Consider the following 16,114-nt stretch of genomic DNA (forward strand, 5'->3'; position numbering starts at 1 on the left):
TTTCCACCTCTTTAAGACAGATAAGTTAAATTTATTCTTTTTACAACGGCCTCGGCCTTAGCGCTCAAATCTTCTTTTGCGGTCAAAATCACAAATCCATGACGATTAGCGTCGGAAGTAATATCAGTAATCGTTTTTTCCTGAGAGACGAGAATTTTCAATTTTAGAATCGAGTCCTCAGCTAAAACCGAATCCGGCACGTCGACTTTAGAGAGTTTTCCCGGTGGAAAGGAAAAAAATTTAAGGATAGTCGGATTTCTTTCTATTGTCGGTTTAAAATTCTTATCCAAATCAAATCCCATTGTGTCATTAATATATAAACTTATCAAATCGATACCGGAAACATTCGGAACGATTAACTCAGACGTATAAACTCCGCCGCCTCGATTTGCCGCTTCCACTAAGAATATATTCTCATTCGAATCAACTATATATTCCGCGTGCGTCATTCCGAAAGTATAACCTAAGGCTTTGATGGTCGCTTCGTTATTTTTCATCGCTTTGATGTAGAGCTGTTCGTTTATTTTTCCGGGGTATTCTATCTCCATTGCTACTCGAACCTCATCGCTTAAATGAGTCTTCTTTGCCAATGCAACTGAGGTAGGAATTCCATTTATACAATAACCGTCGATTGTGATCTCAAAGCCTTCGATAAATTGCTCCACAATGACGACTCTTGAATGACTTTCACCTAGGCTATTGTAGAAAGCATCCCTTAAAGTCGAAATGTCCGCGACCTTATTTACTCCGATTGAACCTCTATTATCAACGGGCTTAATAATTAAGGGAAAACCAATCTCGGAAACAACCGCTTCGATTTCCTCGTAAGTCGATGCGCTTGCAAATTTAGGTATTCTTACTCCGCTAGATTTTGCTTGAGTGCGCTGAGTTAGTTTGTTTGAAGAAATCTGAGCCTGCCTGAGGGTTGGCCCCGGAAGTCCAAGCGCCTCCGATACGATCGCTTGCGCAAAATGGGAATAATCACACTCATCGGAAATTACAGCGTCAGGTTTTACCGACTTCGCGAATTTTAAGATTCGATTGATGTCGCGAAAATCGCAAATCTCCATGTCTTTGATAAAAGGATAATCCATTTTTTCGGAATGAACCGCATAAATTTCAAAATCCAATTTCTGAAGCCTTTCCAGTAGAGGCTCCTGCTCCCATCCGATATTAATTACGAGTATTTTTTTTCTCATTTAACGTCACCAATCATCAGGGCCTTTTTTAATCTGGATAATCCCTCAATCAAAATTTTTCTATCGATACAAAAAGACAATCGCACATAGGAATCAAAACCAGAACCGTAACTGGATCCGGGAATTAAAACTAATCCAAAATTATCTAAAACATCCGAACAGAATTTATCAGAATCGTTTATTCCCCATTTACTCAAATCTAAAAAATAATAAAAGCCGCCATTCGGCAAATCGGCTTCAATCAACTTCAATTCAGTGGCTACCAGATCGCGGTTTTCGCGGTAGTATTTGAAATAATAAAGAATAGAATCACTGCACTGATCGAAATTCAGGAGCGCATATTGAGAAAGTGTGGAAGTGCAGGTCGCAAGATTCTGCTGCGATAATTCGGCAAGTCTAAGCATATCCGTATCGGCGCTCAAAATGTAACCCACTCGATAACCTGTCACAGCGTAGCTTTTTGAGAATCCGTTCAAAATGAAAATCTTTGAATCCTTTCTCTTTGCAAATCTTGAAAAACCAATAGAGGTCGTATATGAAAAATGTAAATAGATCTCGTCTACGATCAACGAGGCTTTTTTCAACTCTGCAATACGGATCAATTTCAGAATTTCCTCTTCCGAGAAAATTCTACCGTCCGGATTATTAGGAGAACAAAGAATCAAACAATCGAAATTCTCCTTCTCAAGATTTTCTATCCAATCGCTTTTATGCAGATTCACCGCGAAAAAAGGAACTTTCAAATAATCGGCTAAGCCGGCGTAACCAAGCCAAGCTGGTTCCAGGATACAAAGTTTCTTCGGCTTCAATATTGATAACAAATAGTATAAGCCCTGCTTAACTCCAGGGGTTATTAAAATATTATCCTTAGTAAAACCATCATAACTTGCTGCAATCTTGGTTCTCAACGTTTCAAGACCGAAAGAATCCGAATAGTGGGAATGCTGTTCAGGCAAATGATGCAGAGATTCTAAAATCGGTTTTGGAGGCGGGAAATGAGGATCGCCGATACCTAAGGAAATTATATCCTTACCTGATTTACGGAGTAGTTTTGCTTTTTTATCAAGTTCAATCGATACGGATGGTTTCATATAAGATCTTTGTTATGAAGAGTATTTTTGTTCTCTACTGGAAAATTTCGCCATCTTTGAAATCTCGTTCCAAAATGATAGGTAAAGTTTCCGTAAATAATTGATTTGCGTCCATTTTGCCGGAAGGCGTTCTTTTGAATTCGAAATCCTTAAACCCGACTGACGTCCCCTTGCTTTTCGCGGCTTTTAAAAAGGGTTTGTAGAGGATCCGATTCTTGAATTTTTGTTCATCTTCCTCTAAAGCAAGTCTCGGTGAGAACTTCAAAGATTCTTCCACCTCGCGAATTGATTTCACTAAATCGGAGAATTCATGAGGCTCGATCGCAAGAGGTGCGTCTGGGCTAGGCAAATCTCTTTTTAAAGTTATATGCTTTTCGATAACCTTAGCCCCCAGAGCGACTGCGGCAACGCAGATATGATTTCCTAAAGTATGATCTGAGAATCCGGAGATACAATCGAACATTTCGGAATAAACGTTCATAAGCCTTAAGTTGACTTTATCATAAGGCGCAGGATACAAACTGTTACAATGAAGAATAATATATTTTTCATTTCCTACATTCTTAAAAATTTGCACGACCTTTTGGATTTGTCCGTAATCGACTAAGCCGGTCGAGAGAATCACCGGTTTTCCAGTCTTGGCAACTCTTTCGATAATTTGCGGGAACGTACCGACTTGCGCGGAAGCTAGCTTATACAAAGAAACTTCGATTTCTTCCATAAGATCCACAACGGATAAATAGGTTGGAGAGGAGAAAAATAGGATTCCTTTTTTTTCACAGTACTGTTTTAAAATCAGATGCCATTCTTCCGGAAAATCGATTTTTTTATGTAAATCAACGATTTCTTGAGACGGGTTCGAATAAAGCTGATCTACGTTTAACGATTGAAATTTAACCGCATCCGCACCCGCCAAGACCGAGGCATCGATAGTTTCAAATGCAAGATTAATATCCTGACAGTGATTCGAACCGACTTCGGCGATAATGAAAGTTTTATCGCCGCCAATCTTACGATCTCCAATTGTAATCTCTTTCATTGTTTTCCTTATTTATGAAACGAAAATTCTTCCAACCGAAAATGCCTCGGCGGCGTTATGACCTACGGACGCTCCTCTCCAAGTTGCAAGCGCTTTAACGGCTTCAAGAGATCTTGAATGCGGAAAGGCTCTCATTTCGGAGTCGTAGATTTTTAGAGCGTCCATTTTTTTTTGTAGATATTTGTCCTCGATAGCCACGAAATAATTTGGTAAGAATAAGTCCGAACTACTTCCGATTTGCCATTCCGTGCTTGAAGGAACTTCGAAAAAATATATTTCCTTCACTGTTTGATCCGGTAAGGGTCTGCAAGCGGTAATCACTGAATCGCAGACAACTCTATGATCGATGTTCAGATCATTTTTATTATGGGTAAAAATGACCCGAGGTTTGATTTCATCGATTTTCTTCTCGATCACTTTTATAATATCCAATCGATCGATCGAGTCCATTCGATTATCCGGAAAATCAAGAACTTCAACCGTTTTGGCTCCTACTTCTTTACCGGCTAAAACGGCGGTTTGAGCAAGCTCACTCAGTTCCTTGAGGTTCGATTTTCTATCGCGAGTATCCTGTCGACTAGTAAGTCCTTCCGCCAAAATAAGGATGTGAACTTCACAACCTTCCGCGGCCAATCGCGCCATAGTCGCGCCGCACCCTAAGATCTCATCGTCGGGATGAGCGGCAATTGTTAGAATTGTTTTTTTCATAAGTCATTCGTTACTAAGAGAAATACAGAATTTTGTCCTTAAGAGATTTACACTCCGTCTTTTACAAAAACGATGTGCCCGGTTGATTTCGAAATTTGTCGAAAACCACATTTTATAAAACATCGAATAGAAGATTGATTACTTTCTTTGACTAAGGCTTTGTAATTTTTTCCTTCTATATTCTTCTTACGATGTAATTCCATTCCTTCGCTTAGGATAAAGTTCCCGTAACCTTTTCCCCGAGAATCCTGATCGATTGAATAGTCTATATAAAAGTATTGATCTTCTTCATTAAAATCAAAACGAATTTGTCCCACAGGAGTATCGAAGTCTTCCAATATGTATATACTACTCTTGAGATCATTTAACTTAGAATTAAACCAATTCTTATGATCTTCTACCGATATTTCTGTCGAATTGAAAGCCATCTGCCTGACGGAGGGATCATTTGCCCATCGTAAAAGCAAACTTTCATCCTTAGAGGTAACCGTACGCAATCGAGTCGTCGAGTTTTTATGATTTGATATTTTCTCTCGCATTCGTAGTTTCGCGGAAGAAGGGTGTAATTCAATTTCGAATTTTGCAGACTACGTATTTCACCGATTCTTTTCCAAGAACCGTCGCATAATTATCCATGTTCCGATCGATTTCAAAAACAAATTCCGGACATTGTTTTTTAATCGTCTCTTTCAACTCGCTCGACATCGATGCAGCCTTGGCGATCGATTCGAAAAAATTCCAGTTGGATGGCATTCCGTGAACATAAAGAATTTCGAAACCGACTCTTGAAAGCAACGTTCTAAGCCCGGAGAGAGTAAATAAATTGATATGATACGGAGGCATTACCCAAAAATAATTCTTTCCGTAAAGTTCCATCATTAAGCTATCAGCGGCTGGAAATTCGAGCAGCAGATAACCGGAGCCGAGTCGACTTTTGATAAACGACAGCGTCTTTTCCGGATCAAGCAAATGTTCTACGACGGTCCACAAGGTAATTAAATCATAATTATCTTCCGGAATGGCATCGTAATCTCCAGAGAATATATCGGAGCCGTCCAAACCCAAAAGAGACTTTCCTACTTTTAAAGATACGTTAGATAAATCACAGCCTCGAGCGGAATATCCCTCGTCTTTCATAGCTCGAACAAAAGCCCCGACGCCACATCCAACATCGAATATCTTCGCCTTAGGTGTTAAAAACTTTTTAAGAGGATTGATTCTATTTTTTAAAAAGTATGATCTTTTATCCTCATTCAATATCCGCTCTGCAGAATTCCTAGCAATTTCGGCTTCTACGGTCTCTTCCATTTCAGTCGATTTGTAGAAGGTCGCCAAAGACTCTTCCGTTGGTCGCGGATTCATAAAAACCGAATTGCAGAGATTACATCGGGAATGATTGAATCCCGGGAGGCTTAAAAATCCCTCCGTCGAAACAAAATAACTGAATTGAATGTCAGAACTCAAACAGGCCGGACAATTTTTTGATTCTTTTTCTAATTTCATAACGAGATTGCTTCCAAGTTAGTTTATTCTTGCAAAGCTACTAACTGCCGGCTTTCCAATTAAATTTTCTCGAACAGTATTTTGTTCAATTAGATATGCAAGGTCTTTCAGCACTCCGTCCGCAGCGGCCAAATAAGCCTTCACGTGATCGTCCGTGTGAGCATACATCGAATAAAATCCTGTGGTAGCCAAAAAACCTTTTGAGATCATTTCTTGAATGTAATAAGCCTTCCATACGAGGGCGTCCGGATGGTCAAAAGTAAGATATCCGATTGGGGTTAATCCTCCCGCCCCACCGGGGATATTATGTTTTTTTAATAGTTCTTTCCATCCATTCTGAACGCTATCTCCGATGTGTTTCAAATGTAACCCGACGTTCCGGCTTCTGTGCTTATTGATCATCGAAATCGCTGCGGTTGGTCCGATTCTTTCAGTCCAAAAAGTACTGGAAATAAATGTTGTCTGCGCGGATTCCATAATATCACCTTTGCCGATAATGGCAGCAATAGGATATCCATTGCCCAATGATTTCGAAAACACGGCGATATCCGGATTGATCCCTAATACAAGATGAGCTCCTCCGGAATTTATCCGAAATCCGGAGGAAATTTCATCGATAATCAAAACAGCTCCCGTTTTCTTCGAAATCTCGTGAATCCCATCAATGAATTCTTTTGTCGGAGGAGTTCCTCTGATAGGTTCCATTACGATTGCCGCAAGATCTTTTCCTTCTTTAGCGACTATCGCTTCTAAATCGGAAAGTTGGTTGTATCTAAAGGGAAAAGAAGTTCCCTTTAAGGATCGAGGAACTCCATTCGGCAGAAGCCCGGATATCAAATGCTCTCCTAACGCGTTTTCAGTACCGAGGTTTGCAGCCAAATACCAATCATGCCATCCATGATAACCGCAAAAAGCGATCTTGTCTTTTTTTGTATAAGCTCTTGCGATTCGAACGGCGATCGCCATCGACTCGCCTCCTGATTTTCCAAATCTAACTTTTTCAGCCCATGGATGGATCTCACACAGAAGATCCGCTAATAGTAATTCTTCCTCGCAGTTGAGAGAGGAGCTACTTCCTTTCTGAATTGCTTCCAAGACCGCCGCGTCAACGTCAGGATCCGCATATCCTAATACATTCGCACCGATCCCACCGATGCTCATATCAATGTATCGGTTATCGTCTAAATCCCAAATTTCGACTCCCTTCGCCCTTTTGTAATATCCGGGCCAAACACCGTAGGAATATAAATCCGGCCTTTTAGAAAGAAGCTGAACCATTCCCGGAATTCTTTTGCGCGCTAACTCCTGAGTTTCCAAAGACTTTTTTATTTTATTGCGAAAGTTCTGTCTTTTATCTTCCATTAAAGATTTCCTATATCCTTCATTCCGTTCATGCTTCAAGTTATGCGTTTTCCATTTGGGATTCGATTCTAAATAATCAAGAATATCTTTTGTCGCAAATTCCGGATTTTGCGGATAGAGTTGATTGTAAAGATTCTCAACCAATTCAAAATCTTCCGGTTCGTCTACGGTCCATCGCAAATTCGATAAATTAGTTTCACAACGATAGTGTCCGATCTTAAATTTATCCGATTGCCTGTTGATAAACGGCGTTACGTGTTCCCTTTGGGAAGGTAATGTCGCGTTCTTCCAGGCGTCCTCTAAAGCCGAAAATTTAAAAACTTCTACGTCAAGTCCATCCGGAAAGGTCGGCTCAAGAGCGTTTGTTCCGTAATCGAAACCACTTGATATTGTGAATTCAATAATCTTATCTAAGAGATCGGGATCGACTAACGGGCAGTCTCCGGTCAATCTAACAATCCAATCCGGCTTAAAATCCTTTGCTGCATTGTAAAATCGATCTAAAACATCGTTCAAGCTACCGCGAAAGCATGGAACATTCAGCTTTAAGCAAAGAGATGCCAGTTCGTCGTCGGAGGGATCTTCACTGGTGGCGACGATCAGTTTTTCGATCTTTTTGCTCCGAGCTTCCCTCTCTAACTGTAGCTCGAGCATCGGTTTGCCCAAAATTTTCTTAAGCACCTTATTCGGAAGACGCGTGGAAGAAGTTCGCGCTTGTAAAACGCCCAAAATTCGAATCTTATTCATATAAATTTTAGAGAAAGGTATATTATAAATTTATGATTTCCAATTGTAAGGAAGAATCAAATTGGGATCCTCGGAGGAAATTTCATCCGGAATTTCTAATAATCGATTTCTTACCGAATTCTCGATAATCTCGCTTAAATGAGCACGCGAATCGACTCCTACAATGATCTTATCGATTCCTGAAACCGAGCCGACAAAGCCTAAACTTGCCTCTAAGCGCGTTATTTGATTTTGAAGAATCCAATCGTCCCATTTTGATAAAAGGGTCGCCCATTGATTAAAATACGGAGGGCGAAACTTAGATTCCATCAGCAAGAGTCCTTGAAGAAATACAGATCTGACATGAATTTCAATTCCCATTGCAGTGAATTGATCAATGCGTCCGGAACGAATCAAACGTCTGTCGAACACGTTTAACGGTAATTGAACGATATCGAGTTCGTATTTCGCCAAATAGGAATCTATGTCTTTTACGTCGTAGATTGAAATTCCTATTTTTTTAACTATTCCTTGCCGCTTAAGACGCGCCAAGGCTGCGTAAAGCTCTTCACCTTTCTCTTCCAATAGGTTCGCTGAGTTGTGCAGAAGCAAGCCGGCTAGATTATTTACTTTCAGTCTTGAAAGCGAACTTGCTATCGTACTGTCGACCCATTCGTGAACGAGACTAACGTCGGTTGGTAGCGGCGGAAGTTTGGAAACGACGCTCCAGTCGTTTACACCGATTTGGCCTAATACCTGTTCGCTTTCGCCGTAGGCGACGGCCGTGTCCAAAGTTCTTACGCCGTTTTCCCAGGCTTCTTGCAATATATTCGAGGCTTCTCCTAAAGAAATTTGCCCGACTTGGTTCGCAATACCATACTGCAAACCGAATTGAACCGTTCCGAGCGTTAATGAAGAGATCATAAACGATATCTTTTAAAAGATTAGAATAACGTTTGATGACCGATCGGTTTGATCAAACGCTCTACGACTTCTATCTGTTCCTCTTTCTTCAATCCCGGAAACATAGGAATGCTAATCGCTTCCTTGTAATATGCTTCCGCTTCCGGAAATTCATTAATGTCGTATCCGAATTTGGCATAGTACGGTTGTCGATAGATCGGAATATAATGGAGATTGACCAAAATTCCAGCGCTTCTGAAGCGCTCAAATATCTGAGCATGACTCTCTTTCATTTCGTTTAATTTTAAACGGATTACGTATAGATGCAACCCGGAATAACCGTCAGGATGCTGCCACGGTATTTGAACAGGTTTATCGGATAAAAGTTGATTGTAATTCTTCATCAATTCGTGACGTTTACTTACAAACTCGTTTAAACGAGACAGTTGACTCACACCCAACGCAGCTTGTATGTCGGTCATCCGATAATTATAACCAAGATCCAGTTGTTGATAATACCACGGACCATCCGGAGTCTGAGTCATTTCAGCCGCATCCCGAGTGATTCCGTGACTTCTCAAACGATACATCTTATTGTAAAGTTCGATATCATTTGTAAGAGCCATTCCGCCTTCACCGGTCGTAATAATTTTTACCGGATGAAAGCTAAACACAGTGATCGCGCTATATTTACAATTCCCGATCGGTTCGTTTAAATAACGGCCGCCAATCGCATGCGATGCGTCTTCAATGATTTTGAAGCCGTATTTTATGGAAAGTGCATGGATTTGCTTCATATCACAAGGTTGACCTGCAAAATGAACGGGAATCACGACTTTCGGAAGTTTGCCCGTTTTTTCAGCCTGGACCAATTTTTCTTCCAACCTTGTTGCGCTTAGATTGTAAGTTTTTGAATCGATATCAACGAAGTCGACTGTGGCGCCACAATAGAGCGCGCAGTTTGCGCTTGCGACGAAGGAAATCGGACTCGTCCATACGATATCACCAGGTCCGACTCCCAATGATAGGCAAGCGATATGCAAGGCCGATGTTGCGCTATTTACGGCAACCGAATATTTAACTCGGCATTGTTCGGCGATTAACTTTTCAAATTTCGGGACCGTAGGCCCCTGAGTCAAAAAATCAGAACGTAAAACGCTCGCGACTGCGTCAATGTCTTCTTGAGAAATTTCTTGTTTTCCGTATGGGATCATATAAGTATCTTCAGTTCCATTAAGTAATAGTATTCAGAACACACTCAATATCTTTGCGAATTAGGCGGTGCGTGTACGAATCCAGAGGAACATTCATGGTGTATTTCTGAAAATCGTACGTTATTTTATTAAATTCACTTTTACTCATATTCAAGTTTTCTGTTACAACTTTTTTAAAAATTTCGTATTTTTCTTCCGAGGAAAACCATGGCCCGATCATCGAAGGACTAAATTGAGGAACCCGTGAGTAATTCAAAAAAACGATCTTTTGTTTCATCCCCAACGCCTCAAAACCTACCGTCGAAAAAAAAGTTAGACTAAGACGGCTTTGAAGAATTGCATAGTAGGTAGAAAACTTATTTTGTCTTCGATCGGTAAATTGGACGGAATCGCCAAAGTATTTTATATAGAAATCCTTTTCTAAAGAATCATTCCCTCTCAGAGCGACTATCGTCTTTAACCGATTCTCTTTCTGATATTTGGATAAATAGCCAGCTAACTTTATATTGGCTCGCGCCATGCTCCGCGTATCCTTATCGCCCAATTCATGGACGTAATTAGAGATTAGGCAGATATCGTATATCTCTTTAATCCGCTCGGATCGGGCTTGCTCCAAAAACTGTCCTAAAAAAATGGAACCAACAGCTCTAAATTCTTTTACATCGTGCAAATTTCTGGCATAGAGATGTTTTTCAAACTCTCCAAAACAATAAAACCTCTGAAGAAAAATTTTCTCATGTTTCGGATAATTGGGAAGCCATCTGGTGACATCCAACTCGCACCTGAAACCGTTTTGAATCGCCCAAAAATGAATTTTAGGTAATTCCTTCGAACAAAGTTGAAAAAAAAAGCTATTATCGATATAAGTAAGTACAACTTTAGGATCAATCAAGAATATTACAGATTTAAAATATTGTAAGAACAGACCGCGAACCAATAGTTTCGGGGATTTTAACGATTTAAAATTAAGAATAATATTCTTTAAAATAAACTGAAGAGACAATCCTATAAAAACGACTAAAACGCGCCAATTTACGTAAACTTCTTCCCTCCTGCTAGGAAGGATTTCATACTCAATTTTTTCAAGCAAGGCGGCGGCGAGGTCGCTACTTCTTTCCTTGTCAAAGACAAGGACAGGGACTTTTTTCAACCTTCTAAAATTTAACTTCATCGGGATAAGATATCATAACGTTCTCTCATTCATAATCTACGCGGTAGAATGACTCTAAAGAGCGCCCTACTAGAGAAAGAATTTCGACCGTTCAAAGATTCAAAAAATTTTTAAGTATTTCAAGACCTATCTTTCCGCTCTTCTCGGGATGAAACTGACAACCATACACGTTTCCTTTTCTAATAACGGAAGAAAGTCTTCTTCCGTTATAGAAACAGTCCGCTAACCTATACTCTTCTTCGTCCGGAAAGAATGTATAGGAATGGATATGATAGACGGACGATCTTTCCGGTATCGAGCTAAGAATTGAATAATCCCAGCTTCTTTTTTCGTTAGGTTTTACTAGATCCTCCCAAGCGATATGGGGAATTTTATGAGATTTGCCTTCTGAGGTAGTATTTTCAATCGGGATCACTTTCCCCGGAACAAGATCAAGCCCTTGGTGCAATCCGAATTCCTGACTCGTTGTAGCCAACATCTGCATTCCAAGGCAGATACCAAGAAGCGGTTTTCCGGTTTTGGCATACTGCACGATGACGGAATCTAATCCGCGGTTTTTTAGTCCGTTCATTCCATCTAAGAATGCGCCGACCCCTGGTAAAACCAAATGATCCGCCGACTGAATCCGATCGATTTCGTTCGTCAAAACTACGTTCGCATCGCAGAATTCGAAAGAACGTTTAACGCTGAATAGATTACCGATTCCGTAATCGATGATGACAACTTCCTTTCTCACTTAATTTCTCTTACCTCGATACCTGATTCCATGGCCGCTTTTCGAAGTTCGGATAAACTAAACCTATCGTAGTGTAGCACATCTGCGATAGCCACAGCGTCGGCATGTCCTTTTTTTACGACTTCTACTAAATGATCCGGATTTCCCATTCCACCACTTGCAATGACCGGAACGGAGACCGACTCACTCACCGCTTTTACTAAATCACAATCGAATCCCTTTCGAGTTCCCTCGCGATCGACCGAAGTTAGCAAAACTTCACCTGCACCAAGATTAACACCTCTTTGGGCCCACTCCACAACATCGAGACCGGTTCTCTCCCTTCCATTATCAGTGAAAGCCTCCCATCTACCGTTCCCAATAGACTTAGCCTCTATGGACAAGACCATACACTGCGATCCAAAGGTTTGGGCGATTTCACTTATTAATTCCGGTCTCTTCACCGCCGCGGTATTAATCGCGACTTTATCGGCTCCTGCTCGCAGTATGTCTCTGACGTCTTCGACTGACCTGATTCCGCCGCCTACGGTCATCGGTACAAACACGTGATGCGCTGCATTCCGAATCAGATCATGAAGGCTATTTCTTCCATATAGGCTTGCGACGATGTCCATATATATTAACTCATCCACATCTTGATCGTAGTATTTTTTAGCAAACTCCTGCGGATCTCCCACAATCCTTAAGCCTTCTAAATGAATACCTTTGATTAAGTTCGGACCTTTAATATCTAATCTTGCAATGAATCTAACTCTTGACATATAGATCTGTTTTTAGTGCCAGACTTGATTTCTCAATTTCCATTCCCCGTCTTCAAATTTCCATAAGTGGGGAGATCGAAAACAATCGGAAAGATGCATAAAATATTCGTAATCCATAATGGGTTGTTCGAACATTTTAGACGCTTCCGGAAATTCAGTCTTCGGAATACTTAAGTATTTGAAAATTTCTTCCGCAAATCTTTCGGGAAATTCTCCATCAAACCGTTTGACCAGGGCAATTCCCTCTTCTCTCAAAATATCGCCAGATCTGATTTCTTGGGCAGAATCGTACGTAGCGCGACCGATACCAAACTTAATGAACGTAGTATAATAATGGAAATCGTCGATACGATCGTCTATACTATTGTATTTACTATAAGTTCCTGGAGTTCTTTCAGGAGAGGCCTGAAAGCCTCCGTTTTCAACCGAATAATAGTAACAACCTTGCGGATGCCATTTTAGATAATATCCTAAGTAGTGAACTTCTACTTTCTGTTTTTCGATATTTTGCGGATCCGCAGGCAGGTAAGGCTGCAAGTCGTGGTCATCAACTCCAAAATACTTATTTAGATCGAAAACGGAAGTGCCTCCTAAATAAACTTTGGATTTATCCTCCGAGGTAAAGTAAGACCAATCTCGCTTTGCAGAGGTTGTGTCTTCAATTGGATTTCCGTATTCAGCCTCGTTTTCACCGTAGAATACTAACGGAATCTTGTGCAAAAGGGCCATTTTCGGCGCCAAAGATTTTTGACCGAAGACAAAAGGTTGAAATGGATGAAATAAATTTTCCACCGCTAAACGTGTCAGCAATCTATGCGCTCGTCCGTTCGGAGTGCATAGAAAATTGTCGAAACCTGCGTGTATCCAACTTTGAAAATTCTTCCATCCCCATTCGGTGTAAATATGAGGCGCCCAAGTAACGGTCAAAGGGTGCATTCCATATTTATATTTGAGCATATGCGCTGCATAAAAACTATCTTTTCCGCCGGATCCGGGAACGATACAATCGTAAGAACCGTCTTTACTACGGTGCTTATCGCATAACTCTTTTAACTGTCTTTCCCGCTCTTCCCAGTCTATTTTTTGTTTCTGTTCGGAAACACGACAAGCATCACAAATTCCTTCTTCATCAAAATGGATGGTTTTCTTTTTACTTTCTTTAGTATGAGAATATTCAGGCGTAGAGTTAGGTCGCTGATTAGAAATGACACAACGCTTACAAAATCCGATTTCTTGCGGTAGTCCATAGTAAGCCTTTAGCTCAGCATCTTTCAGAGTGTAGGCTTCAATTTGAAAGGGCCTTCTTCTTGGGTAAGGGTTCATTATTTTTTCTCTCTTATTAAATATTCTAAAAAGTCGAAATCGATTTCGTTATCGATATCCACGGAACGATTTTTCGGCATTATATAGGAAACCGAATCACTTCGAAGAAAAGATTTTCTCTCGAGTAAAGATTTTACTTGAGAAATATAAACGGCGCCGTTCAAAGAATATATCTCGGGTAAATCCTGTCTTCTCGAAGCCGAGGATGGCTCCAGTATCGGAGTTAACCTGGAATTTTCAATACGGTACATCCAAAAAGGACTTTCTTCCACTTCCGTTACCGAAACGCACGAATCCGCTCCGAACGAAAGGCAAGTTTCCATTGCAGCGTCGATATCTTCAGTCGTTCGTAACGGAGAAGTTGGCTGTAAAAGAATTACCCAGTCGAAACCTGGACATCTTTCGAGTGCATCAATAACGACGTCTATACTTGTCGCCGTATCAGTTGCAAGACCTGCCTCTCTTACAAATGGGACTTCACAACCATATCTTTGTGCGACTTGAATGATTTCTTGATCGTCGGAAGATAGGATTAACCGATCAATGTATTTTGATTTCTGAGCGACCTCAATCGTCCATGCGATCAGAGGTTTTCCGCCGAGATGCCGAATATTCTTTTTAGGAACTCCTTTGGAGCCGCCTCTAGCGGTAATGATCGCTAAAACTTTCTGTCCGTTTATCAAAATGCCTGGTTTCCCCATTCGCGCTGAGCTCGTTCAAATTCTTCCATCCTTCCGATATCTAACCAATACTCTTTCAGTTGATACGCCGAAGTTTTTTTGTTCATCGCAATTAAATTTTCGAACAAAGTCGGCATATCGAAAAAGGTATCTTTAGGAATCAATTCGATCACTTCCGGAGAAAGTACATATATGCCGGCGTTTACAAAAAATTTATGGATAGGTTTTTCTTCTATATTTTTAATTTGGTGATTTTCTACGTTCACAACGCCGTATGGAACTTGAAAATCATACTCCCGAACGGACATAGTAGCGGAAGAACCTTCGCTTTGATGGAACTTCAGAAGAGTCGAGAAATTCGCTCTCGTCAGCAGATCCCCGTTCATTACTATCAGTGGGTATTTATGTTTTTCATTTATCGTAGATAGCGCGCCTGCGGTTCCAAGACTTTTACTTTCGTCCAAGTATTCGATGCGGACTTTCCATTTTTCTCCGTCTCCGAAAAAATCTCGAATCATCTCAGCCTTATAATTTACGGATATGTAGAATTTTCTAAATCCTTGTTCCATAAACCCGAGTAAGATATTTTCAAGAATCGGTTTACCGCTGATGTTCAACATCGGTTTGGGGATTTGATCCGTAAGCGGTCTCAGTCGTTTCCCTAAACCTCCTGCCATAAGAACGACCCAATTCGGTCGTTCGATTGCCCCGATTAATTCGTCTAACGTAATAATTTCTACTATCTTACCTTCTCTATCGATGACCGGAAGATGATGGAGCGTATATCTCCTCATTATAGAAAGCATTTCGTCTTGCGGAGTTCCGACCTGCACCGTCAACGGCTTTCGGTTCATCACCTCACCGATCTTGATATCAAGACTGCTTCCTTTTAGTATCGCTCTTCGAATGTCCCCATCCGTTAAAATTCCTTCGAGAATATTATCTTTTGAAGACACCAAAATCAACTGAATCCCCGAAGAATCCATAGCTCGTATGGCCTGCATCAGAGTTTGTTCTGGATTTAACTTGCTATTGTCCCAATGCTCCATCGTTTATTTTATCCCTTCAATGCTCGGATCGGATTCCCGACAACTACAGTTCCAATCTCAACGTCCTTATTCACTAAGGAACCAGCGCCGATGACGGAATTTCTTCCGATTCTTACACCTGGAAGAACGATTGCACCCGCGCCGATAAAAGCGGATTCATCGACAAAAACTCCTCCGCAAAGAACGACTCCAGGTGAAATGAACGTATGGTTTCCAATTACACAATCGTGATCAATGCTCGCACTCGTATTGATTACCGTATTTTCGCCGATCGTGATTCTATTTTGTAAAACAACGCCGGCGAGTATCTGACTCGATTTTGCAATATCGCATTCGCCGCCGCAAATTACGGATCTATGTTTAATTCCCGCGACTTGAAAACCAGAATCGACCCAATTCTCATATTTGGTTTTTCTGAACGAAATAGAACTTATATATCCAAATCCATTTATCAACTGAGTGGATTTCGGATCGAGGTGCTTTAAGAAGTCGTCGCCTCCGACCACCGGAACGCCAAAAACAAAAGAGTTGATTTCTAAATTCTTATCCACAATGCCGTCGACTGAATTCCCTAAGTTCAAAAACGAATCGAGTAGGACTCGACCGTGTCCACCGCAAGCGACGAGAATTGTTTTTGTTTTAGTCATAG

16 protein-coding genes are annotated in these 16,114 nt (G+C 40.9%); all 16 read right to left on the reverse strand.

Features of this window, described 5'->3' with window-relative positions; all coding sequences use genetic code 11:
- Positions 1-11: 11 nt before the first annotated feature.
- Positions 12-1,199: an ATP-grasp domain-containing protein gene (locus CH376_RS11245; RefSeq protein WP_100788092.1), complete on the reverse strand. Its 1,188-nt coding sequence runs from the start codon at positions 1,197-1,199 to the stop codon at positions 12-14.
- On the reverse strand, positions 1,196-2,290 hold the full coding sequence (locus tag CH376_RS11250; protein ID WP_100788093.1) for a pyridoxal phosphate-dependent aminotransferase: 1,095 nt from the start codon (positions 2,288-2,290) through the stop codon (positions 1,196-1,198). Before CH376_RS11250 ends, CH376_RS11245 begins: the two co-directional genes overlap by 4 nt.
- A gap of 34 nt (positions 2,291-2,324) precedes the next feature.
- The gene (locus CH376_RS11255) at positions 2,325-3,329 is read right to left on the reverse strand and encodes an N-acetylneuraminate synthase family protein (RefSeq protein ID WP_100788094.1); all 1,005 of its coding nucleotides are present in this window, start codon (positions 3,327-3,329) and stop codon (positions 2,325-2,327) included.
- Between the two features lie 12 nt (positions 3,330-3,341).
- Positions 3,342-4,037: a PIG-L deacetylase family protein gene (locus tag CH376_RS11260; RefSeq protein WP_100788095.1), complete on the reverse strand. Its 696-nt coding sequence runs from the start codon at positions 4,035-4,037 to the stop codon at positions 3,342-3,344.
- 47 nt (positions 4,038-4,084) lie between these two features.
- A complete protein-coding gene (locus CH376_RS11265) occupies positions 4,085-4,576 on the reverse strand; it encodes a GNAT family N-acetyltransferase (protein ID WP_100788096.1) in 492 nt (163 codons plus the stop codon).
- Between the two features lie 28 nt (positions 4,577-4,604).
- Entirely contained in the window at positions 4,605-5,540 is a 936-nt protein-coding gene (locus CH376_RS11270) for a class I SAM-dependent methyltransferase (protein ID WP_100785468.1), read from the reverse strand.
- Between the two features lie 18 nt (positions 5,541-5,558).
- Complete coding sequence (locus tag CH376_RS11275; RefSeq protein WP_100785469.1) at positions 5,559-7,649, reverse strand: aminotransferase class III-fold pyridoxal phosphate-dependent enzyme; 2,091 nt, start codon at positions 7,647-7,649, stop codon at positions 5,559-5,561.
- A gap of 30 nt (positions 7,650-7,679) precedes the next feature.
- Positions 7,680-8,552, reverse strand: a complete 873-nt coding sequence (locus CH376_RS11280; RefSeq protein WP_100785470.1) for an aldo/keto reductase — start codon at positions 8,550-8,552, stop codon at positions 7,680-7,682.
- A 20-nt stretch (positions 8,553-8,572) separates the two neighbouring features.
- A complete protein-coding gene (gene pseC, locus CH376_RS11285) occupies positions 8,573-9,745 on the reverse strand; it encodes a UDP-4-amino-4,6-dideoxy-N-acetyl-beta-L-altrosamine transaminase (protein WP_100785471.1) in 1,173 nt (390 codons plus the stop codon).
- Between the two features lie 19 nt (positions 9,746-9,764).
- Positions 9,765-10,916, reverse strand: coding sequence for a hypothetical protein (locus CH376_RS11290; protein WP_100785472.1), 1,152 nt, complete (start codon positions 10,914-10,916; stop codon positions 9,765-9,767).
- A 91-nt stretch (positions 10,917-11,007) separates the two neighbouring features.
- On the reverse strand, positions 11,008-11,652 hold the full coding sequence (gene hisH, locus CH376_RS11295; protein WP_100785473.1) for an imidazole glycerol phosphate synthase subunit HisH: 645 nt from the start codon (positions 11,650-11,652) through the stop codon (positions 11,008-11,010).
- Positions 11,649-12,413 (reverse strand): imidazole glycerol phosphate synthase subunit HisF, encoded by a 765-nt coding sequence (gene hisF, locus CH376_RS11300; protein WP_100785474.1) that lies wholly within the window; start codon positions 12,411-12,413, stop codon positions 11,649-11,651. Before hisF ends, hisH begins: the two co-directional genes overlap by 4 nt.
- 12 nt (positions 12,414-12,425) lie before the next feature.
- Positions 12,426-13,736 carry an N-acetyl sugar amidotransferase gene (locus CH376_RS11305; protein ID WP_100785475.1) on the reverse strand — a complete coding sequence of 437 codons (1,311 nt, stop codon included), beginning with the start codon at positions 13,734-13,736 and terminating at the stop codon, positions 12,426-12,428.
- Entirely contained in the window at positions 13,736-14,437 is a 702-nt protein-coding gene (locus CH376_RS11310) for an acylneuraminate cytidylyltransferase family protein (protein ID WP_100785476.1), read from the reverse strand. Before CH376_RS11310 ends, CH376_RS11305 begins: the two co-directional genes overlap by 1 nt.
- The gene (locus tag CH376_RS11315; RefSeq protein ID WP_100785477.1) at positions 14,416-15,465 is read right to left on the reverse strand and encodes a nucleotidyltransferase family protein; all 1,050 of its coding nucleotides are present in this window, start codon (positions 15,463-15,465) and stop codon (positions 14,416-14,418) included. The genes CH376_RS11310 and CH376_RS11315 overlap by 22 nt, the downstream gene beginning before the upstream one ends.
- An 8-nt stretch (positions 15,466-15,473) precedes the next feature.
- Positions 15,474-16,112: a NeuD/PglB/VioB family sugar acetyltransferase gene (locus tag CH376_RS11320; protein WP_100785478.1), complete on the reverse strand. Its 639-nt coding sequence runs from the start codon at positions 16,110-16,112 to the stop codon at positions 15,474-15,476.
- Positions 16,113-16,114: the final 2 nt, after the last annotated feature.

The organism is Leptospira adleri (genome assembly GCF_002811985.1).
Lineage (GTDB): Bacteria > Spirochaetota > Leptospiria > Leptospirales > Leptospiraceae > Leptospira > Leptospira adleri.